19 protein-coding genes and 2 pseudogenes are annotated in these 20,943 nt (G+C 67.4%); 13 read left to right on the plus strand and 8 right to left on the minus strand.

Going from position 1 to position 20,943, the window contains the following annotated elements; genetic code table 11:
* Positions 1-494, plus strand: a pseudogene (locus JX613_RS11945) (hypothetical protein); the annotation flags it as partial.
* 103 nt (positions 495-597) lie between these two features.
* Here the strand turns inward: JX613_RS11945 and JX613_RS11950 are convergent.
* Positions 598-1,629 carry an IS110 family RNA-guided transposase gene (locus JX613_RS11950; RefSeq protein WP_207101689.1) on the minus strand — a complete coding sequence of 344 codons (1,032 nt, stop codon included), beginning with the start codon at positions 1,627-1,629 and terminating at the stop codon, positions 598-600.
* Positions 1,630-1,875: 246 nt separating this feature from the next.
* On the opposite strand from JX613_RS11950, the pseudogene JX613_RS11955 reads away from it, so the two are divergent.
* From JX613_RS11955 to JX613_RS11995, 9 genes and pseudogenes are all read left to right on the plus strand, one after another.
* Positions 1,876-2,133 (plus strand): annotated as a pseudogene (locus tag JX613_RS11955) (transposase); the annotation flags it as partial.
* Positions 2,134-2,203: 70 nt separating this feature from the next.
* Complete coding sequence (locus JX613_RS11960; protein WP_207101691.1) at positions 2,204-3,202, plus strand: IS30 family transposase; 999 nt, start codon at positions 2,204-2,206, stop codon at positions 3,200-3,202.
* A gap of 130 nt (positions 3,203-3,332) precedes the next feature.
* Positions 3,333-4,268, plus strand: a complete 936-nt coding sequence (locus JX613_RS11965; protein WP_207101692.1) for a manganese catalase family protein — start codon at positions 3,333-3,335, stop codon at positions 4,266-4,268.
* 52 nt (positions 4,269-4,320) lie between these two features.
* Positions 4,321-4,938 (plus strand): SRPBCC family protein, encoded by a 618-nt coding sequence (locus JX613_RS11970; protein WP_207101693.1) that lies wholly within the window; start codon positions 4,321-4,323, stop codon positions 4,936-4,938.
* Positions 4,938-6,122: a zinc-dependent alcohol dehydrogenase gene (locus tag JX613_RS11975; protein WP_207101694.1), complete on the plus strand. Its 1,185-nt coding sequence runs from the start codon at positions 4,938-4,940 to the stop codon at positions 6,120-6,122. Before JX613_RS11970 ends, JX613_RS11975 begins: the two co-directional genes overlap by 1 nt.
* A gap of 5 nt (positions 6,123-6,127) precedes the next feature.
* Positions 6,128-6,331 (plus strand): hypothetical protein, encoded by a 204-nt coding sequence (locus tag JX613_RS11980; protein ID WP_207101695.1) that lies wholly within the window; start codon positions 6,128-6,130, stop codon positions 6,329-6,331.
* Positions 6,328-6,489, plus strand: coding sequence for a hypothetical protein (locus JX613_RS11985; RefSeq protein WP_207101696.1), 162 nt, complete (start codon positions 6,328-6,330; stop codon positions 6,487-6,489). Before JX613_RS11980 ends, JX613_RS11985 begins: the two co-directional genes overlap by 4 nt.
* 70 nt (positions 6,490-6,559) lie before the next feature.
* Positions 6,560-7,075 carry a hypothetical protein gene (locus JX613_RS11990; protein WP_207101697.1) on the plus strand — a complete coding sequence of 172 codons (516 nt, stop codon included), beginning with the start codon at positions 6,560-6,562 and terminating at the stop codon, positions 7,073-7,075.
* Positions 7,076-7,082: 7 nt separating this feature from the next.
* Positions 7,083-7,529 (plus strand): DUF421 domain-containing protein, encoded by a 447-nt coding sequence (locus JX613_RS11995; RefSeq protein WP_207101698.1) that lies wholly within the window; start codon positions 7,083-7,085, stop codon positions 7,527-7,529.
* Positions 7,530-7,720: 191 nt separating this feature from the next.
* Here the strand turns inward: JX613_RS11995 and JX613_RS12000 are convergent, their stop codons facing one another.
* Together JX613_RS12000 and JX613_RS12005 are read right to left on the minus strand one after the other, a co-directional pair.
* A complete protein-coding gene (locus JX613_RS12000) occupies positions 7,721-7,900 on the minus strand; it encodes a DUF3606 domain-containing protein (RefSeq protein ID WP_207101699.1) in 180 nt (59 codons plus the stop codon).
* An 11-nt stretch (positions 7,901-7,911) separates the two neighbouring features.
* On the minus strand, positions 7,912-8,664 hold the full coding sequence (locus JX613_RS12005; protein ID WP_207101700.1) for an SDR family NAD(P)-dependent oxidoreductase: 753 nt from the start codon (positions 8,662-8,664) through the stop codon (positions 7,912-7,914).
* 163 nt (positions 8,665-8,827) lie between these two features.
* Between JX613_RS12005 and JX613_RS12010 the strand changes: the two genes are divergently transcribed.
* The 3 genes from JX613_RS12010 to ku (JX613_RS12020) all read left to right on the plus strand — a co-directional run bounded on the left by JX613_RS12010 (position 8,828) and on the right by ku (JX613_RS12020) (position 11,965).
* Positions 8,828-10,591, plus strand: coding sequence for a YbhB/YbcL family Raf kinase inhibitor-like protein (locus JX613_RS12010; protein WP_207101701.1), 1,764 nt, complete (start codon positions 8,828-8,830; stop codon positions 10,589-10,591).
* A 10-nt stretch (positions 10,592-10,601) separates the two neighbouring features.
* Positions 10,602-11,087: a DUF4142 domain-containing protein gene (locus JX613_RS12015; protein ID WP_207101702.1), complete on the plus strand. Its 486-nt coding sequence runs from the start codon at positions 10,602-10,604 to the stop codon at positions 11,085-11,087.
* Between the two features lie 71 nt (positions 11,088-11,158).
* Positions 11,159-11,965, plus strand: a complete 807-nt coding sequence (ku, locus tag JX613_RS12020) for a non-homologous end joining protein Ku (protein WP_207101703.1) — start codon at positions 11,159-11,161, stop codon at positions 11,963-11,965.
* Positions 11,966-12,040: 75 nt separating this feature from the next.
* Here the strand turns inward: ku (JX613_RS12020) and ligD are convergent, their stop codons facing one another.
* The 5 genes from ligD to JX613_RS20185 all read right to left on the minus strand — a co-directional run bounded on the left by ligD (position 12,041) and on the right by JX613_RS20185 (position 20,936).
* On the minus strand, positions 12,041-14,554 hold the full coding sequence (gene ligD, locus JX613_RS12025) for a DNA ligase D (protein ID WP_207101704.1): 2,514 nt from the start codon (positions 14,552-14,554) through the stop codon (positions 12,041-12,043).
* A 3-nt stretch (positions 14,555-14,557) separates the two neighbouring features.
* Positions 14,558-15,418 carry a non-homologous end joining protein Ku gene (gene ku, locus JX613_RS12030; RefSeq protein ID WP_207101705.1) on the minus strand — a complete coding sequence of 287 codons (861 nt, stop codon included), beginning with the start codon at positions 15,416-15,418 and terminating at the stop codon, positions 14,558-14,560.
* Positions 15,419-15,482: 64 nt separating this feature from the next.
* Positions 15,483-17,759 (minus strand): glycosyltransferase family 4 protein, encoded by a 2,277-nt coding sequence (locus JX613_RS12035; RefSeq protein ID WP_207101706.1) that lies wholly within the window; start codon positions 17,757-17,759, stop codon positions 15,483-15,485.
* Complete coding sequence (locus JX613_RS12040) at positions 17,756-18,856, minus strand: zinc-dependent alcohol dehydrogenase (protein ID WP_207101707.1); 1,101 nt, start codon at positions 18,854-18,856, stop codon at positions 17,756-17,758. The genes JX613_RS12035 and JX613_RS12040 overlap by 4 nt, the downstream gene beginning before the upstream one ends.
* Positions 18,846-20,936 (minus strand): glycosyltransferase, encoded by a 2,091-nt coding sequence (locus JX613_RS20185; RefSeq protein WP_207101708.1) that lies wholly within the window; start codon positions 20,934-20,936, stop codon positions 18,846-18,848. Before JX613_RS20185 ends, JX613_RS12040 begins: the two co-directional genes overlap by 11 nt.
* Positions 20,937-20,943: the final 7 nt, after the last annotated feature.

Below are 20,943 nucleotides of genomic sequence, written 5' to 3' on the forward strand. Positions count from 1 at the left end.
GATGGCGCGGCGTAAGCCTGTCGAACGACCTGGTGCTGTTCCGGCAGAAGTATGGGCCGGCCAATGTCACCACGATGATCGAACGCACGAGCCGCTTCCTAGTCGCATTGAAGAACGAGGAAAAGCGCACCAAGCCGATCATGGCGCAGATCGCCCAGGCTCTGACGCCCCTGCCCCGGCATGCCTGCCGATCGATCACCTTTGACCGCGGATCCGAATTCGTCGACTGGCCGCATCTACAGGCGGAGGTGGGCACGCAAACCTGGTTGTCTAATCGCATCGCATCGGTCAAGCCCTTCTGCACATGCGATACAAGTCGCGCCATTCAGGCCCGCCAAGGTGTCGGTGCAGCATCACAAGCCAGGCCCAGCTTTGTCAGCATTTTGGAGTATGCGCGTATGTCCGGAGCGTGGTTGTCTCCGCGGTCAACATGTAGCTGCCGCATTTCGGTCTCCGCAGGTGAAGCCTTCTTATGTTTTGCACGCAGTCCATAGCGGCTGCAGCCAGGTCTTTCAGAATGGCCTGACGTTCGTCCGAGACAGGGACGCCTCCTCGCATCAGGGGTTCTGACACGCTGAGCTTGGTGGGCTGGAAGTCTTATTCCGGACTTCCAGCCATTGGGTTGAAGCGCTCGCCCGTCTTCAGCATGGTGTGCATGATCACCGCCAGCTTGCGTGCCACGGCCACGGCGGCGCGCTTGAAGCCGAGCCGCTGTCGCAGATGCAGACCCCAGGCCTTGAGCCGGTTTTCGGCTTCAGCGGTGGTTCTGGTGAGTAGCGCTGTTGCAGCCTCATAGAGCAAGCCACGCAGTCGGCGGTCACCTCGACGGGAGATATGACCGTCATAATCAACCTCACCGGACTGATAGCGGCGGGTGGTCAGGCCGAGCCACGAACCGACGGCACGGGAGTTCCGGAAGTTGTCCGGATGCTCAATCGCGGCAACATAGGAGATCGCTGTGATGGCGCCGATGCCGGGTATTGTCATGAGAAGCTTCGTGGCCGCGCTTTGCCGTGCCATGGCAAGCAGGTGCTGACTCAGATGGGCGGCACGTTTGCGCAATTCGAGCCAGACCTCCAGCAGTGGCAAGATGATCTGCGCCAGCAGGCTGTCGTCTGCCACGAGCTTTCGGACATGGAAATCGAAGACGCGCCCGGTGCCCTTCGGGACGATGAGCCCAAAGGTCTTCATGAAGCCGCGGATCTGGTTTGTCAGCTGGGTTGTCATGTCCAGCAACTGAGCACGCGCCGCAATAAGCGTGCGGATCCGCATGGCGCCGAATGACTTGACCCGCACGGCCTTGTAAAAGCCAGCCTCAGCCAACTGCGCCAAACCATCCGCGTCGTTTGCATCGGTCTTGTTGAGGGTCTCGCTGAGTATCTTCTGAGCATGGCGCGCCTCGATGCAGATCGCGGGCAGCCCTTTCTCCGTCAAGGCGTGAAAGAACCAGGTCGCCAGCGGGCCGCTCTCGAAGATGACCCTTTGGGGCTGAGCCGCGTGCTTGCGAATGGTCTGGGCAACGGCCTTGGGGTCAGAGGGGCATTTCCCTCGCCAGATCCGCCGCCCGCCCTGGCGGATCGAGATCGTTGTGTCCTTCAGAGAAACATCAAGTCCAACATACTGGTCCATGGTCATTCTCCATCCGATGGCGCGACCGGGCCGTTCATCGGCCCGGCGTCCCCACCATATCGAGCGGCGGCTCGGTTCCACGACACAGAGCCCGAGAAGCGCGACGCGCGATTACCCCATGTTTTGCGAGGCGCAGTCCCCTTGGCAGAAAGGTGCTGTGGAGAATGCCAACAAGCGACTGCGGCGCTGGCTCTGCCGCGACACCGATCCGAACAGCCTGTCGCAGGAAGAACTACGCATCCTCTGTTTTGCGAGGCGCAGTCCCCTTGGCAGAAAGGTGCTGTGGAGAATGCCAACAAGCGACTGCGGCGCTGGCTCTGCCGCGACACCGATCCGAACAGCCTGTCGCAGGAAGAACTACGCATCCTCTGTGCCGGCCTCAATGCCACGCCGCGCAAGTGCCTGGGCTTTCGCACTCCCGCCGAGGTCTTCAAGGCCAACCTGCTCGGCCGCGGCTACAGAAAGGCGAAACTTTCCCAGCAACCGAAGTCGCATCTGGGCTAGCGCGTCCAGGTGGATTCACAAACGAAGTGCAAATGCCAAACTAATACAGGTATTTACATGAGGTTTACGAATGGCTTCCCATTACCAGCACCTGAGTTTTGAAGAACGTCGAAAGATTGCCAAATGGCGCGAGGGCAAGATGCCGGTGCCGGAAATCGCAGACCGGCTTTCGCGCTCACCCTCGACGATCTATCGGGAGCTGAAGCGGAACACGTATCAGGACGTCGAGCTTCCGCAGTACAGCGGCTACCATGCGGTGACGGCCCAGGAGAAGTACGAGCGCCGCCGCGTGGTTCACCGAAAGCTGGTCGCCCATCCGGAGGTGAAGGCAGCGGTCGAGGATGCGCTCAAGGCGGGCTGGTCTCCGGAACAGGTCGCCGGCCGGATGCGGCTTGAGCAGCACCGCATCTGCGTCAGCCATGAAACGATCTACCGCTTCGCCTATTCAAAGCTTGGCCTCGCGGAAGCCTTCTATCGCCACCTGCCTGAGCATCGCAGACGCCGCAGGCCGCGAAACCACCGACGACATCAGCGTAGTCGCATCCAGGACAGCCAGAGCTTGTGTCACCGGCCTGCGGTTGTTGCCGAGCGTCAGGAGTTCGGCCATTGGGAATGCGATCTGATGATGTTCCGCAAGGTGAAGGTCACCTCCCTGGTCGAGCGGGTCAGCCGATTTACCGTTGCCATGCGCAATGAGGATCGCCACTCCGAGCCGATCATGGAAGCGCTGATCGCGGGGCTGGCGCCCCTGCCCGCCGAGGCACGCCAGTTGATCACCTTTGATCGCGGCACCGAGTTCTCGGCCTGGCGACGGTTGAAGGACGGGATCGGTGCCGCCACCTGGTTCTGCGATCCACAGGCGCCCTGGCAAAAGGGAACGGTCGAGAACACGAATGGCAGGCTCAGAAAGCACCTGCCCCGCTCGACCGATCCAACAACTCTGACAAATCGATACCTGAGGTCGATCTGTCAGAGCCTCAATTCCACGCCCCGGAAGTGTCTCGGCTACCGGACACCCGCGGAGATCTTCGAAAGCAACCTGATGGCCATCAGAAACAGGCTGGAGTAGAAGAAAAACAAGGATTTGCGCTTCGGCGTGAGTTCACAGCCGCCGATTAACGTTTGTTCGCCCCAAGGAACGGAACAGTTCCCACACCTTGGTGTTTTCCCCAGGCATCCAAAACAGGGAGAGAACAGCCATGTTCCTGCGCGTTGACAAGCTGCAAGTCGAATTGCCTGCCCCCAAGCGACAAGACCCGAACGCCGGTGCCGCCCTGCAGGAATTGCTGGGTGGCAAATATGGCGAGATGTCCACGCTGGGGAACTACATGTTCCAAAGCTTCAACTTCCGCAGCAAGTCGAAGCTGCGCCCCTTCTACAGTCTGGTCGCGGCCATCACCGCCGAGGAGCTGGGCCATGTCGAGCTGGTCTCGAACGGGGTGGCGATGCTGAACAACGGCCCGGACGTGCCGGGCGGGGACGAAAAGTTCGGCGGCGACATCTCGAACGCGCCGTTCGAGGGGATGAAGGACATCCGGTCCGCCGCCTCGTTCTATAGCCATGCGGGGGGCGCGGTTCCGGTCAACTCGAACTCGATGTCGTGGAACGTGGACATGGTGACCACGACCGGCAACGTGATCGTGGATCTTTTGCACAACTTCCACCTGGAATGCGGCGCGCGGCTGCACAAGCTGCGGGTCTATGAATCGCTGACCGACGCCAATGTCACCGGGCGCGAGGTTTGCGGATACCTGCTGGTGCGCGGGTCGGTCCATGCCCACGCCTATGCCCTGGCGCTGAAGAAGATCACCGGGGTGGACCTGGACAAGTTCCTGCCCACGCCGAACATCCCCCTGGGCAACATCCCGGAATGCCAGAAATATCTGGCCGAAGGATCGCACCGCCGCCTTTATACCTTCAGCCCCTCGGACTACGAGGAGATGCGCGGCATCTGGGGTGGCGGCGGGGAAACCGCCCTGCCCGACGATCCCCCGGGCGAGCTGGAGGTGGTGGACGGCCTGCCCGACGGCGGCAAGATCCATGACCTGACCGGCGTGCCCTCGGCCTTCACCCCGGATTACGCCCCCGAGGAGATGTTCGAGATCGCGTCCAAGCTTTACCAGAAGTCGCGCTGAACGCGCGACGGCGGCCGTCCCAGGGCGGCCGCCCCGTTCCACGAGGTTTCCGATGCCGCGCCGCCAGTCTGATCTGCCCCTTGCCGCCGCCGTGCTTGCCCTGACCGTGGGCGCGGGCCTTGCCGCGGGGGCGATGCTGAAATCCCCGCCCCGGCGTCCGCCCGACAGCGCGCCGGGCCGCACCGCGCGCCGGTCCCATTTCGGCGGCTACCAGGTCGCGGGCCGCACCGTCACCATCAACGCGCCGCGCAGCCGCCTTTACCAGATGTGGCGCAACCCCGATCACCTGCCCGACTTCATGGAAGGCCTGGCCGCCGTCCAGGTCAGCGGCGACGAGGTGACCTGGGTCATCGACACGCCCGACGGCCATCTTGCCGTGGAAACCCGCCTGGTCGAGGACCGCGAGAACGAGGCCCTCGCCTGGCGGTCCGTGGACGGCGCCGAAATCGAGATCGAGGCCAAGGTCCAGCTGCGCGACGCCCCCGCCGGACGCGGGACCGAGGTCGAGGCCCATATCGCCTGGCGCCCGCAGATGGGCACGGTCGGGCAATGGGCGGCCCGGCTGCGCGGCACCGATCCGAAGGTGCGCGGCAAGCAGGAACTCAAGCGGTTGAAGATGCTGGTCGAGACCGGCGAGATCGCGACCGCCAACAACCGGAAGGCAGGCTGATGCGCGCACTGACCTGGCATGGCAAGCACGACGTTCGCGTCGATACCGTTCCCGATCCCCAGATCGTCAACCCCCGCGACGCCATCATCGAGGTGACGGCGACCGCCATCTGCGGATCCGACCTGCATCTTTACGACGCGGTGATCCCCGGCCTGGTGCCGGGCGACATCCTGGGCCATGAATTCATGGGCCGCGTGGTGGACACGGGCCCGAAATCGACGCTGAAGAAGGGCGACCGGGTGGTGGTGCCCTTCACCATCTCGTGCGGGGCCTGCTTCTTCTGCCAGCAGCAGCAGTTCTCGGCCTGCGACAACTCGAACCCGGTGGAAAAGCAGGAAGCGTCCGAGCTGCTTTACGGCCACGCGATGAGCGGGCTTTTCGGCTATTCGCACATGACGGGCGGCTATCCGGGCGGTCAGGCGGAATACGTGCGGGTGCCGTTTTCCGATGTGGGCCCCATCGTGATCCCCGAGGGCGTGCCGGATGAACAGGTGCTGTTTTTGTCCGACATCCTGCCCACCGGCTGGATGGCCGCGGAAAACTGCGACATCCAGCCCGGCGACAGCGTGGCCGTCTGGGGCTGCGGGCCGGTGGGGCTGTTCGCGATCCAGTCGGCGCTGCTGATGGGCGCGGGCCAGGTCATCGCCATCGACCATTACCCCCACCGGCTGGCGCTGGCGCGGTCCCTGGGCGCGAAGATCATCGACTTCAAGCAGACCCATGTGCTGGAGGCGCTGATGGAAATGACCGGCGGCATCGGCCCCGACGCGGTGATCGACGCCGTGGGCATGGAAAGCCACGGCTTTTCGCCCGACAACCTGATGGACGCGCTGAAGCAGAAGGTGGGGATCGGCGCGGACCGGGCGCACGCGCTGCGCATGGCGCTGATGGCGGTCAGGAAGGGCGGGCGCGTGTCGATCCCCGGCGTCTATGGCGGGATGGCCGACAAGTTCCCGCTGGGCGCGCTGATGGAAAAGGGCCTGCAGATCCGCACCGGCCAGACCCATGTGCAGAAATACACGCGCCAGTTGCTGCAACGCATCCTGGAGGGAGAGATCGACACCACCTTCCTGATCTCGCACCGCCTGTCCTTGGAGGATGCGCCCACCGGCTACAGGAACTTCCACGGCAAGCAGGACGAATGGACCAAGGTGGTCCTGACGCCCGGCACAAAGGGGACTTGAAGATCATGCCCAGCACCACCGAAGACGGCGACAAGACACCCGAACCCGGTCCGCTCGACCGATCGGCCGGGGCGGCGGGGGAACCCACGGACACGGATTATGTCCGCGCCACCGCGCCCGTGCGCAACCGGCTGGCCTGGCAGGTGCTGGTCTGGCCCCTTGGCATGGTCCTGCTGGTGATCGTCGGCGCCATCTGGGCGCTGTCGTGACACACCGCGCGCCCGGGCCCCGCCGCCTTGGCCGCGCGGGCGTGGCGGTGGTGGCCATCCTGGCCGCCGTCGTGCTGGTCCTGTTCGTGGGCCGCAACCTGTGGCACGCGACCGAAGTCCACGACACCCCGCCCGAGATCGGGGCCGGCCAGCCCTGATCCGGTCACGGAACCGCAAGCCATTTCCGGGGCCTTGCTTTATGAAGCAAGACCTTGCCGGAGACCGGCCATGCGCCAGGGGACAAGACTGACCATCCCAAAGATACGCCCCGACGGGCTGCAACTGGACGAGCCGCGCGCCCGCCAGCGCCGCTATTGGCGCGTCCAGCGCGTCGCCTGGTGGTGCTTTGGCGGGATGATGCTGCTGGCCGTCCTGGGCCTGACCGGCAGCGGCGGCGTCTTTTCCAGGCAGACCGTCCACTTCGCCGATGCCCGGGCCGAGGTGCCGCGCGTGTCCCGCTGGGAAGGCTCGGACGAGGTGGCGATCACCTTCGACAATCCCGCCCCCAGCCACGAGGTCCGCATCTCGCAACCCTTCTTCGAGCGCTTCCAGGTCGAGCGGATCCAGCCCGAACCGGACCGGGCCAGCCTGGCGGAAGGCGCGCAGGTGATGACCTTTCCGGCCACCGGCCCCGCGCCCCATCAGGTCAAGCTGGACCTGCGGGCCATGCATTTCGGTTGGACCCGCTTCGAGATGACCGTCAACGGCGAAACCCGCCCCATCACCCTGATCGTTCTGCCCTGAGGACACCATGGATTCCGTCATTCGCGGCGTCGCCATCTATGCCGTCCTGCTGGCCGCCACGCGCCTGTCGGGCCGCCGCACCCTGGCGAAGATGACGCCCTTCGATTTCGTCCTGCTGCTGATCATCGCCGAAACGACGCAGCAGGCCCTGCTGGGCGACGACTTTTCCATCACCAACGCGGCGATCCTGATCGTCACGCTGTTCGCAACCGACGTGGCTCTGGCCTTCGTCAAGGCGCGGTCGGACCGGGCGGCGTCCATCCTGGACGGCAACCCCACCGTCCTGATCAGCCAGGGCCGCGTCGACGAGGAGGCGATGGGCCGCGCGCGCGTCGGCGTGGGCGACCTGCTGGAAGCCGCGCGGTCCCAGCATGGGCTGAAGACGCTGGACGAGATCGACGCCGCCGTGCTGGAAGTCAGCGGCGGCATCAGCATCATCCCGAAGGAACGCTAAGGGGGCAGCATTGCCGCCCTTGCTCTGGCGAAGGCCATCGCCTTCGCGCCGCCGGGCCTCGCGTGGTCTTTGCCTGCACCGTCCCTGGTGGCACCGCCGGTCAGGGGGCGGGGGAAACACGTGTTTCCCTGTCCCGCCCGGCACCCCTGCCCCCCTTTCTGCCGAATCCCGGCCCCCGGGACGCGGGCCGGTCAGCCGTCCTTCAGCTTGTCTTCCACCTTGGTGCGGCTGTTGCCCTCGGACTTGACCGCCTCGCGGACCTCCTTGCGGGACACGCCCATCTTCTCGGCCTCGTAACGGACCTCGTGGTCCTGGCCGCTCGCGACCATCCGCCGGTCCTGGGCGCGTCCGCGCCTGGTCTGCTGTGCCATCGCTTCCTCCGTCATTCGTCCTTGGGCTTGGCCATCCGGGTATGCAGCTTGGCCACCAGTTCGGCGGGCAGAAGTTCCGCGATGGCGGCCTGCGCCTTGTTCTTGAAGGTGGGCGTGGCCTGGGCCGTGCCCTTCATCATCGCGCCATAGCCGAAGGCCGCGACCATGGCCGGATCGTCCTTTGGCCCCTGCCCGATGGGCGTGTCCAGCATCCCGGCGCGTTCAAAGAACTTGGTGTCCGTCGGCCCCGGCATCAGGCAGGTGACGGTGACGCCCGTGTCCTTCAGCTCCTCGGCCAGCCCGACCGAGAAGTTGTCCAGGAACGCCTTCGAGGCGTTGTAGGTCGCCTGGTAGGGCCCCGGCATGAAGCCCGCGATGGAGCCGGTGATCAGGATCCGACCCTGGCCGCGCGCGACCATCCGGCGACCCAGGGGATGGGCCAGCCGCAGCACGCCCAGGATGTTCGTCTTGACCGTGCGCTCGATCCCGTCCAGATCCTGTTCCAGGAAGGTATGGCCAAGGCCGGTGCCCGCGTTCAGGAACAACAGGTCCACGTCCTGCCCGCCCAGGGCCGCCACCACGGCCTGCGCGCCTTCGCGCGTGGCCAGGTCGGCCTCGACCGCCCGGGCGCCCAACTCGCTGGCGGCGGCGTGGATTTCGGGTTCGTTGGCGACGATGATGGTGTCGTGGCCGTCGGCCACGCAAAGCCGGGCCAGCTCAAGGCCGATCCCCGACGATGCGCCGGTGACAAGGGCAACGCTCATAGACGGCATCCTTTGCAAAGGGTGATGGTCCGGTGTCAACAGCCGTGCCCGCCCCCGGTTCCCCCCTTGTCGCGCCGGGCGATGTTTTGTCGCGCTTCCCGGGGGCGGAACCGCCCGGCCTTGCGCGGGGTTGAACGGGAAATCCTGGCGAACGGGAACAGCCATGCCCCGCATCCTCGTGTTGACGATCTCGGCGGCGGCCCTGGCCGCGCCATGCGCCCTGGCCCAGCCGGAAGGCAAGGTCGGGCAGTATTCCGATGTCACCGTCACCGGCGCGATCCTGGAACCGCGGCCCCGCAGGCCTGACGCGGACCTGTCCGGCTTCCAGCTGCCCCCGGGCGCGACGGTCAGCGTCTTTGCCCGCGATCTGGTCAACCCGCGCATCCTGGCGGTGTCAGCCGACGGCACGCTTTACGCCACGCGGCGCAGCGTGGGCGACGTGGTGATGCTGCGCGACGGCGATGGCGACGGGGTGGCGGACGCGCCGGTGACGGTCGCCAGCAGGCCGGGGATGCACGGCATCGCCTTCGACGGCAACCAGGTCTATCTGGTCACGGTGAACGACGTTTACCTGGCCGATGTGGCCGAGGACGGCACCTTCGGCCCCTTGCGCCGCATCATCAACGACCTGCCCGACGGCGGCCAGCACCCCAACCGGACGCTGGCGATGGGGCCGGACGGCAAGCTGTATGTCTCGGCCGGCAGCACCTGCAACGCCTGCGCCGAAACGAACCCCGAAAGCGCCACCATCCTGCGCGCCGAACCCGACGGCAGCAGCCGCACGATCTTTGCCAGCGGGTTGCGCAACACCATCGGCTTCGACTGGGAACCCGGCACCGGCCAGTTGTGGGGCATGGACCACGGCATCGACTGGCTGGGCGACAACGAACAGATCGAGGAGTTGAACAACATCCGCCAGGGCAAGCAATACGGCTGGCCCTATGTCTATGGCATGGACCAGTTCAACCCGCAGGACAATCCGCCGCCGGGCACCAGCCTGGAAACCTGGGCCGCGATATCCGAAGAACCGGCCCTGGGCCATACGGCGCACGCCGCGCCCATGCAGATGGTCTTCTATGACGGCGCGATGTTCCCCGAATGGCGGGGCGACGCGCTGGTCGCCATGCGGGGGTCGTGGAACCGCCGCCCGCCCTCGGGATACGAACTGGTCCGCATCGACTTCGAGGGCGGCAAGCCCGTGGGCATCGAACCCGTGATGACCGGCTTTCTGGCCCAAGGCGCAGAGGGCTGGACCCATGCGGGCCGTCCGGTGGGCGTGGCCGTGGGCCGCGACGGCGCGATCTTCGTGTCCGACGACACCGAAGGGGTGATCTATCGCATCGCATCCGACGCCGCGCCGCAGGACCGCCCGCTCGCAGGCGGTCCCGTGCCGAATGCCTTGGTCCCGCCGCCCCCTTCCCCGCTGGCCACCGAAGTGCTGAAGGCCGAAGGCGCCCTGACCGTCACCGCATCCTTCCAGCCCGACGCCCCCATCGACCTGAAGCACGCGGCGGATGGCGACAATGCCTCGCCCGCGCTGTCCTGGGACGGCGCGCCCGAGGGAACGCGGTCCTTCGTCATCATCGCCGAAGACCCGGACGCCCGGGAACCCAAGCCCTTTGTCCACTGGCTGGCCTATGACATCCCCGCCGACGTGACCGCCCTGCGCGAGGGGCTGCCGACCGAACCTTCGCTGCCCGCCCCCGAAGGGCTGAAGCAGGGCGCAAATTCCATGGGATCGACGGGGTATGCCGGGCCGAAGCCGCCGGTCCCGGACGGGCCGCATCATTACCACTTCCAGGTCTTCGCGCTGGACGTGCCCAGCCTGGACCTGCCCCCCGCCGCCGACCGTGCCGCCGTGCTGGCCGCGATGCGGGGGCATGTCCTGGCCGCCGGGACCATCACCGGCACCTTCGACCGCAACTAGGGAAACCGCCATGAAACGCCTTGCAACCGCCCTGCTGATCCTGTCCCCGCTGGCCGCGCTGGCCCAGGGGACCGAGGTCGATCCCCCCGCCTTTGTCCAGATGGCCGCCAGCTCGAACATGTTTGAAATCCGCTCCAGCCAGATGGCCCAGGACAGGGCGACCGATCCGGCGCTGAAGGACTTCGCGGCCCGGATGATCGCCGATCACGAAAAGGCCGGGACCGATCTGAAGGCCGCAGCCGGGGACATCCCGGTCCCCGCCGAGCCCTCGGCCGAACATGCGGACATGATCGGGCTTCTGGAAGACGCCGAGGGGGCCGAGTTCGACAACCTTTACAAGACCATGCAGGTCCGTGCCCATGCCGAGGCGGTGGCGCTGTTCCAGGGCTTTGCCGAAGGGGGCGACGACGCCGACCTCAAGGCCTTTGCCGCAGCCACGCTGCCGGTGCTGGAGGAACACCGGGCCCATATCGAGGAGATCACGACCGGCCAGTGACCCCCGGGCCTGCCGGGCGGAACAAACCCCCGCCCGTGGCCGTTTTGGTCAGACAGCAGGGATGGGGCATCATGGCACCGCGCACGTTCTGGAAAGGCTATCTGAAACTGTCGCTGGTGACCTGCCCCGTCACCCTGATGCCCGCCACGACCGAGGGCGAGAAGGTCCGCTTCCACACGCTGAACGCCAAGACCGGCAACCGCGTGGTCAGCCAGTATGTCGATTCCGTCACCGAACAGCCCGTCCGCGACGAGGACGAGGTCAAGGGCTATGAACGCGGCGAGAACGACTACATCATGCTGGAGGACGAGGAGATCGAGGCCGTCGCGCTGGAAAGCACGCGCACCATCGACATCGACATGTTCGTGCCCGACCATTCCATCGGCTGGGTCTGGTATGACCGGCCGCATTTCCTCTTGCCGGGGGACGAGGTGGGCCAGGAAGCCTTTGCCGTGATCCGCGACGCTATGGCGGCGACCGGCACCGTGGGCATTTCCCGCGTGGTCATGTATCGCCGCGAACGGGCGGTGATGCTGAAGCCCTGCGACAAGGGGATCGTGCTCTGGACGCTGCGCTATGGCGACGAGGTGCGCGAGGCGGGCGATTACTCCGACAAGCTCGGGGCGGAAAAGCCCGAGGCCAGGCTGATGACCCTTGTCCGGAAGCTGATCGACGAACGCAGCACCCAATGGGACGCCCGGATGGTGGACGACCCGGTCCAGGCGCGCCTGCTGGACATCATCGCCGCCAAGCAGAAGGGCAGGAAAAAGCCCGCCCGCCCCCGCGCGCCCAAGGTGGAAACGCCGGACAACGTCATCGACATCATGACCGCGCTGAAGAAAAGCATCCAGGCCGAGGGACAGCGCAGCAGGGGCTGAGCAGGGCCGTTCAAACGTAGGGTGCGTGCTTGCACGCACCATCCCGGGACGCATCGGTGCGTGCAAGCACGCACCCTACGGTTTGCGGCGTCGTCCCTTCCCCTCCAGCGGCCGGGCGGCAGTCCGGAAATCCTCCCAGGGATCCCGGGTCAGCGCGGCCAGCCGGTTCGGCGTGTTCTCCACCGTGAAATAGGCGGGGCCGACCTGGTTCAGTTCGTCCCACCCCACCGGCATGGAGACGGCGGCGCCGGGGCGCGCGCGGGTGGAATAGGCCGCAACCGCCGTCATGCCGCGCTGGTTGCGCAGCCAGTCGACCAGGATGCGCCCGTTGCGCTTGGCCTTGGTAATGGTCGCGACATGGGCGTGGGGGTTGTCGGCCGCCATCGCCTCGGCCAGTCCCTTGGTGAAGGCCTTGACGGCATCCCAATCAGCCTTGGGCACGAGCGGCACCACGACATGCAGCCCCTTCCCGCCCGAGGTCTTGACGAAGGCCGCAAGCCCCGCATCGGCCAGGCGTTGCCGAACCTCAAGCGCGCAGGCGATGACCGCGTCCCAGGCCACGCCCTCGCCCGGGTCGAGGTCCATGGTGATGGTGTCGGGGCGGTCCCAATCCGCCACCGTGGACCCCCAGGGATGGATCTCCAGCGCCGCCGACTGGACCAGGCCCATCAGCCCGTCCAGGTCGGTGATGGCGATCATCGCTTCCTCGGCCTTTTCCTTGGGATCCTTGACCTGGGCGATATTCTTGTTCATCCCGTTCCAGGCGTGCTTCTGAAAGAACCGCTGCCCGTTGATGCCGCCGGGGCAGCGCAGCAGCGCCAGGGGGCGGCCCACGATGAAGGGCGCGATCCGGGGCCAGACCTCGGCGTAATAGTCGGCCAGGCCTTCCTTGGTGATGCCCTCCTCGGGCCAGTAAAGGCGGTCGGGATGGGTCAGGGTCACGCGGCGCTTGGGGGCCTTCGGCGCCTTCGGGGCCGGGCCGCTTTCGCGCACCACATCCGCGGCGGGCTTGTCCTCGCGCAGCCCCCGGAACGAGGCGTGGCGCAGCAACCCGTCGGCGGTCCAGGCGCGGAACTCGACCTCGGCCACCAGTTCGGGGCGGACATACCGGACGCCGCGCGCCTCGTCCGCCGTCAGCTTGCCCGCGAAGGGGCTGCGGTCGATGCGCATCGCGTCCAGCCGGGTACGCAGGTCTTCGGCGACCTTTTGGGAAAAGCCGGTGCCGACGCGGCCCACGTAATCCAGCCTGCCGCCGTCGAAGACCCCCAGCACCAGCGATCCCACCAGCTTGTCCGAACTGGTCGAGGGCACATAGCCCGCCACGACGAATTCCTGCCGGGCCGAGCATTTGGACTTGATCCAAGTCTTGCCGCGCCCCGAGACATAAGGCGCGTCAGCCTCCTTGGAGATGATCCCTTCCAGGCTGAGGCGGCAGGCATGGCGCAGCACCATCGACCCGCTTTCCCCGAAATGGCTGGAAAACCGCACCCGGCCCGGGTCCGTACCCACCAGATCCTCCAGCAACCCCTTGCGTTCGATCAACGGCACCGCGCGCAGGTCATGGCCGTTCAGATACATCAGGTCGAAGACATAGAAGACAAAGCGGTCATAGCGCCCTTCCGACAGATCCGCCTGGAGCGCCGGGAAATCCGAGGCCCCTGCCCCGGTTTCCACCACCAGCTCGCCGTCGATGATGAAGGTTTGCGCAGGCAGCGCCCGCAGGGCGTCCGTCACCTCGGCCCCGAAGCGGTCGGTCCAGTCCAGCCCGCTGCGCGTCAGCAGCCGGACCTGTTGGCCTTCCAGCCGGGCTTGCAGGCGATAGCCGTCGAACTTGACCTCGTGCAGCCATTTCGCGCCCGTCGGCGGGGCGGGCTTCAGGGTCGCCAGCGCGGGTTCGATGAAATCCGGCATCGGGGTCTTCTTCGCGCGGCGGGCGGGGGCCTTTTCGTCCTTGGGACGTGGCCTGGCCTTGGGCTTGGCGGGCTTCGGCTTGTCCTCGGACCCTTGGGCCACCTCCTCGACCGTGCGGCCGGTGGTCACGGATTCGGGGCGTTCGGTCAGGATGTCGGGGGCGTCGTCCGGGCGGGCGGCGTCGTCGTCGGACTTGATCAGCAGCCAGTTTTCCCGCGTTTCGCCCCGCTTGCCGCGCATCCGCACCAGATGCCAGCGGCCCGACAGCTTTTCGCCCTTCAGCGCGAACTCCAGCTTGCCGGTGGCATAGTCGCCGCCCACGGGAACCCATGTCCCCCGGTCCCAGACGATCACCGCGCCCGCGCCGTAATTGCCCTTGGGGATGGTGCCCTCGAATGTGGCGTAGTCCAGCGGGTGATCCTCGACATGGACAGCCAGGCGCTTTTCGCCCGCGACAAGGCTTGGCCCCTTGGCCACGGCCCAGCTTTTCAGCACGCCGTCCATCTCCAGCCGCAGGTCGTAATGCAGCCGCGTCGCCGCGTGCTTCTGGATCACGAAGGACCGGCCCGCCGCGCGCGCCTTGCGCCCGCGCGGTTCGGCGGTCTGCGAGAAATCGCGCTTGTCGTTATAGACATCCAGCCCCGCGCCCGACTGCCCCGCCCCTGCCCGCTTTGCCATGCCCTAGCTGGCCTTCTTGCGCGCGGACGGGCGGGTGGGCGCCTTGGGCTTGGCGCCGCCGCGCGGCTTGGTCGTGCGGCGCGCGGGCTTGGCCATGGCCGCGCTTTCGCGCAGGGCGGCCATCAGGTCCACGGGCACCTCGGGCTCGGGCTCCTTGCGGGGCTGGATGGTCCGGCCCTCGATCTTGGCCTTGACCAGTTCGGCCAGGGCTGCCTCGTAGCGGTCGTCGAAATCGCGGGGGTCGAACTTGCCGCGCTTGGTCTTGATGATGTGTTCGGCCAGATCCAGCATCTCGCCCTCGATCTGGATGTCGGGCAAGTCGGCGAAGACCTCGGCGGGGTTGCGCACCTCGTAGTCGAAGTTCAGCGTGGTGCCGATCAGCCCGTCCTCATGCGCGCGGATCAGGACCGTGCGGACGCGGCGGAACAGCACCGTCTGGGCCAGCGCCGCGACCTTTTTCGCGCGCATCCCGTCGCGGATCAGGGCAAAGGCCTCGACCGCGCCCTCGTCCACGGGGGCGATGTAATAGGGCTTGTCGAAATACAGGTCGTCGATGTCGTCGCAGCCGATGAAGGCGGTGATGGATAGGGTCTTGTCGCTGTCGGGCACGGCGGATGCGACCTCACCCGCGTCCAGCATCACATAGTCGCCCGATCCGATCTCGTATCCCTTGACCTGGTCGTCGCGTTCGACCGGCTTGCCCGTCTCGCTGTCCACGAAGACGCGTTGCAGGCGGTTGCCGGTCTTGCGGTTCAGCGTGTGAAAGGCGATGCGTTCCGATGTGGACGCGGCGGTATAGAGGCCGACCGCGCAACTGACCTCTCCGACCTTCAGAAATCCCTTCCAGCTTGCCCTGGGTGCCATCGCCGCCTCCGCCATCCGTTTGAAACGAACGGCTTGGGACGGGCCGGGTTCCCGGGGCCCGCCGCTACTCGGCCGCCCAGGGGCGGCGGGCGATTTCCTGGGCCAGGGGCCATTCCACCGACCGCATCCCGCCAGACGGGTCATGGCCCAGAAGCCCGTTGGGGCACAGCCGGTCGTCGTCCCATCCGGGATGGTTGGCGATGGGGTAAAGGCAGATCCCCTCGACGGGGACGCCGCGGTCCCGGGCGCGGGCGACCTCGTCCCGGATATAGGCGAACCAGGATGCGCGGCGCGCGCCCTCGGTGCCGGTTTCCGCGATCATCAGGGGGCGGTCGTATCGCGCCGCGACCTCGACCAGCAGGTCGGATAGGGGGCGATACCAGGGATGGTCCATGTCGATGGGCGGGCCGCCGTGGATCCACTGGTTGTTCCAGTAATAGTTGACGCCGACGATATCCAGGAAGCACGGATCGCCGCCAAGCTGCGGCCACATGCGGCCCATGATCAGCTCGAAGGCCTGGAACTGCGCGTCGTGATAGCCATGCGCTTCCCACAACGGCCTGCCGTTATGTGGATCGTGGTGAATCGCCAGCAGGGGTTCGGCATGGACGAAACGCGCGCGCGGATCCACGGCGCGCAATTCGTGCATCGCGGCGATGGAGGCGCGGGCAAGCTGGCATTTCAGTTCATACCCCCGATGCGCGGCGAAGGGGTTGAGGTATTGCGCGTCGCCCCCGGCCCAGGCGAAGAAGCTGATCTCGTTCACCGGGCACCAGAAGGGGACGGCGTCCGTGATCTCGCGGTGGTGCAGGGCCACGGCGCGGGCCAGCTTGGCGAAGCGGTCCACGAAAGCCGCGCCCCAGATGTCCAGGTCGTCGGGCCAGCCGTAATGCAGCAGATCCCAAATGACCTGCGTGCCGGTGTCGCGCGCGGCCCGCATCATCGGCGTCAGGCTGGAGAAATCAAAGCGGCCCGGTTCGGGTTCCACCAGGTGCCAGCGCACCCCGTCGCGGCAGGCGGTGATGCCAAGGCCTGCAAGCTGCCGGTAATCCTGCGCGGCATGGGCGTGGTGGCCCACGGCCTCGATCAGGTCCAGCCGCCGCCCGTTGCGCAGCCGGTGGGTCGAGGATTCCCATCCCCCCAGGACAAAGCTGTCAAAGGTGGCGGGCGGCGGTGCGGGCTTGCGTTCGGCCAGCACCCGGTCGATCAGCGCCCGCCATTGCGGCACCACGACCTGCGCGGAATAGCTGGCATGGACATGGGCGCGCAGGGCGCCGCCAAGCCGCGCGCGCAGGGGGGCATCGGCCAGCAGGCGTTCCATCGCAGCGGCCACGGCGGCCGGGTCTTCATGGGGCACGAACAGCCCGCTGATGCCGTCCCGGATCTGTTCCATCGATCCGTTGTCGGCGGTGGCGATGACCGGCAGGCCCGCCGCCCCGGCCTCGGCGATGACATGGGGCATCCCTTCGCCGCGCGACAGCCAGCAGAAGATGTCCATGGCGGCCATCAGGTCGGGCACGTCCTTGCGGTCGCCGGTGAAGATGATGCGGTGGCCCAGCGGTTGGGCCATGTGGCGCAGTTCGTGTTCGTATTCCGGCATGAAGGCGTCGGGACCGCCGACGATCACGAAGCGGGTGCGGGGGTCGGTGATGCGCAGGGCGGCGGCGATGAAATCCTCGACCCGCTTCTTGCGGTCCAGGCGGCCCACCCAGCCGATCAGGATCTCGTCCGGCGCGATGCCCAGGGCCGCGCGCATCCCGTCGCGCCGTTCGGGGCGGAACTCGTCTAGGTCCACCATGGACGGGATTTCCAGCGCGTCCCCCGGCCGGTCGGGCATCCTGGATGCCGCCGCCGCCCGGATGCTGTCGCAGACGCCGACATAGCGGGTGGTGAAGTGCTTGGGGCCCGACAGCGCCTCGCGCACCAGCCCGCCATGCTCGATAAGCGGCGGGCGCAGCGCCATGCGTTCCAGCGCGGGATAGATGTCGGCCACGTCCTGGCAGGACACGACCACATCGGCCCCCGCCAGCTTGCGGCGCAGATAGTCGATGGTGTCCTCGAACCCCAGGCCATAGGGGGTGGTATCGACATGCACGCCCAGGTCGGCCAGTTGTTCATGGGTCTGGTGGGGCATCCCCTCCTTGCGGAAGCAGGGGATGACGGTGATGCGGTAACGGTCGCGCGGCAGGTTGCGCGCCAGCAGGCGGATTTCCGTTTCCTCGCCACCTACGACCAGCCAGGCCATGACAAAGGTGATGCGGATCAGCGCATGGTCCGGGTGGGGCAGCGGGAAGGCGTCGGGGGGAATGATCCCCCAGGCCAGGGTGTCGTCGGCGTTCATGATGCATCGAACACGATCTGGAGGAAATCGGGACGCTCGGCCACCAGGTGCCGCAGAAAGGCCGGGGCGTCGTCATAGGGCACGACATGGGTGATCATGTGCTGCCGGATCCCGTCGCCCTCGGCCTGCAACAGCCGCAGCGTTTCCTGCGCCAGCCGCCGCTGGTCCCAGGCATGGGCGACCTGCCGGGGCATCCGGTTGATCTGCGCGCAGCGGATGGCAAGGCCGTTGTGGTGGAACTCCTCTCCGAACCGCGCGCCGTCCATGCCGCCCTGGTAGAAGGCCAGGTCGATCACCGTCCCCTGCGGGCGCAGGGCCTGCAGGCAGCGGTTGAGGCTGTCGGACCGCGCGCGGGTCTGGAACACGTATTCCGCGCCGCGCCCGCCGACCTTGTGGTGCCAGGCGGATTTCGCGTAACGCACGGCCTCGTCCTCGCCCATGGCGACAAAGCCCATGCGGCGGGCGATGTCCTGCCGGAAGGGCGACGGATCCACCACCACGATTTCCGACGCCCCGCCCTGGCGGGCGAACAGCGCGCAGAACAGGCCCACCGTGCCGCCGCCCCAGACCAGGACCGGGCGCCCCTCGACCCCCGCGCCCAGGAAGGGGACCGCCGCGCCGAACTGGTCGGCATCGGCGTGCAGGATGCCGTTGGCGGCGATGGGGCCCATCTGCGCGACGAAGATGCCCAGGATCGGGTCCATCCCCCAGGGCAGCTTCAGCAGCAGGTCATGAGCAGGGTTCGCGGTGTGGCCGGTCTTGTGGCCGAAGGTGGTGGCCAGCACGTCACCGTTCTGGAACCCCGGCGCGCGGGCGTCGATGACGCGCGCCACCTCCATGTAGCCCAGGAAGTTGACGGGGAAACGGGCCGATGGCTCTCCGGGGATGAACAGGCCCTGCCCGTCGTCCCAGCGGCTGTGCAGATAAGGGTTGCTGCCTTTCAGGAAGGTCAGTTCGGTCCCCGCCGACAGGCCGGTGTACATCAGGTCCAGCCGCACCTGCCCCTCGCCCGCCGGGCCTTCGTCATAGCCGAAGAAATAGGGCTCAAACGGGCGCTCGATGCCCAGGGACCGGATGTGGCGATGCTCATGCGGCATGGTTGGCATCCGGCGCAGGGGACGGACGAAAGATGGGCTGCGGGTCAGCCCGCAGCCCCTCCATCTTCACAAGGGCGCCGTCGCGGGCGGATTGCGCAACCGCAAGGGCCACGCGGTGGGTCATCAGGGCCTCGCCGTAAGGGCAGCGGATGCGGTTTTCCCGGCCCTGGACGGCCTCAATGAAGTCGCGGTCCTCGCGCCAGACGGGATCGCCCTGGGCGTGGCGGACAGGGCGGCCCCGGCCCACGTCCACCATGATGTCGTGGTCGCTGATCTCCAGCGCCATGCCGTCGGCAAAGACATGCAGGCCGACGCGATGGTTCCAGCGCAACAGGCAGGTGGCCGACAGGTTGGCGATGGCCCCGCTGGCAAAGCGCAGCGTGGCCGCCGTCGCGGTGGGCACGGTCAGGCCCTGGAAATCCGCGCGGTCGCGATGGGCGGCCATGCCGAAGACCTCGGTCACGTCGCCCGCAAGGAAACGCGCGGCGTCGATCACATGGGTGGCCTGTTCCACCACCTGCCCGCCGCTGCGGTCGCTGTCCCACCACCATTGCGGGGGCGGGGTCTGGTCCAGCCAGAAGCCCTGGATCAGGTGCGGGGCGTTCTGGGCAAGGTGCCCGCGCGCCTCGTCCATCGTGTCCAGGTAGCGCCAGTGGTATCCGACGGCGGTGACAAGGCCCGCCTTCTCGACGGCGGCTGCGATCTCCTCGGCCAGGGCGATGTCCAGCGACAGGGGCTTTTCGACGAAGAAGGGCAGGCCGCGCGCAAGGCAGGCGCGTTCGGGGGCGCCATGGGCGAAGGGCGGGACGCAGATGAAGACGGCGTCCAGATCCTCGGCGGCCAGCATCGCCTCGTGGTCGGGATAGGCCTTGGCGCCGGTGGCCTCGGCCGCCTGCCGGGCGCGGGCCTCGTCGGGATCGCAGAGGGCGGCGATCTCCACGTCCTCCATGGTGCGCAGCACGCCGAAATGGCGGTGCGCGATGCCGCCCGCGCCGATGAAGCCCAGCCTTGTCTTTTGCATTCCATCCTCTCCACGCTGCCGCAACACGCGGCGGTAAATCTGCAAAGTGTCCGCCGCCATGCGGTCGGCGGTGAAATGCCTGCGCCAGCGGGCCTGGCCGCTGCGCGCCACGATGGCGCGGGCGGCATCGTCGGTCAACGCCCTGGCCATCGCATCGGCCAGGGGCCGCGACCGGCGCGGCGGCACCAGCCAGGGGTGATCGGGGCCAAGCGCCTCGGCCGATCCGGTCACGCGGGTGGCGACCACGGGCAGGCCGAGGGACATCGCCTCCAGCGCGACAAGGGGCAGCCCCTCGAAACCGGATGGCAGGACCAGCAGGTCGGACGCGGCCATCAGCGCGGGCACGTCGTCGCGCCGGCCCAGGAAGCGGACCGCATCGGCCAGCCCCAGCCGGGCGGCCCAGTGGCGCAGCCGGGCCTTGCCGGTTCCCTGCCCCACCAGATCCAGCCGCGCCGCAATCCCGCGCCGATGCAGGCGGGCCAGCGCCACCAGCAGCGTGCGGTGCAGCTTTTGCGGGGCGAAGCGGCCGACGCAGAGCATCGCCAGCCCGTCCCCGCCCCGGTGCCGCGCGGGCAACGCAGCCGTGCCGTTCGGAACCGCATGGACCGGCACCCTGCGCCCCATGCCCGCAAGCGCCGCGCGCCAGCCCGCAGCCCCCGCGTCCGAAACCGCGATCACCGCATCCAGGCCCCGGCTGGCCCGGGCATAATCGGCCACCTGCCCCGCATCGGTCAAAAGCCAGGGCAGGTGTTCGGTGCGCACCACCGCCCGGCCCGCGCGCAGGGCTGCGGCCACAAGGCCGTGGCCTTCCCAGCCGATGCCCGCATGGACATGGACAAGGCGCGCGGGGCTGGCGGCCACGAAGCGTTGGGCATCGGCCAGGGCAAAGACCTGCGCGGGCAGGCCCATGGCCCGGGCGCGCCGGACCAGCGCGCGGCCCGCCGCGTGGTCGGGAAAGCCCAGGGACGCCATGCCGGGCGGCAGGGCGCGGGCCAGGGTCAGCATGTGTTCGCCCACCCCCGACGGCTCGGGGCTGTCTGTCACCAGAAGGCAGCGCATCACGCCA

The organism is Paracoccus shandongensis (assembly GCF_017315735.1).
Lineage (GTDB): Bacteria > Pseudomonadota > Alphaproteobacteria > Rhodobacterales > Rhodobacteraceae > Paracoccus > Paracoccus shandongensis.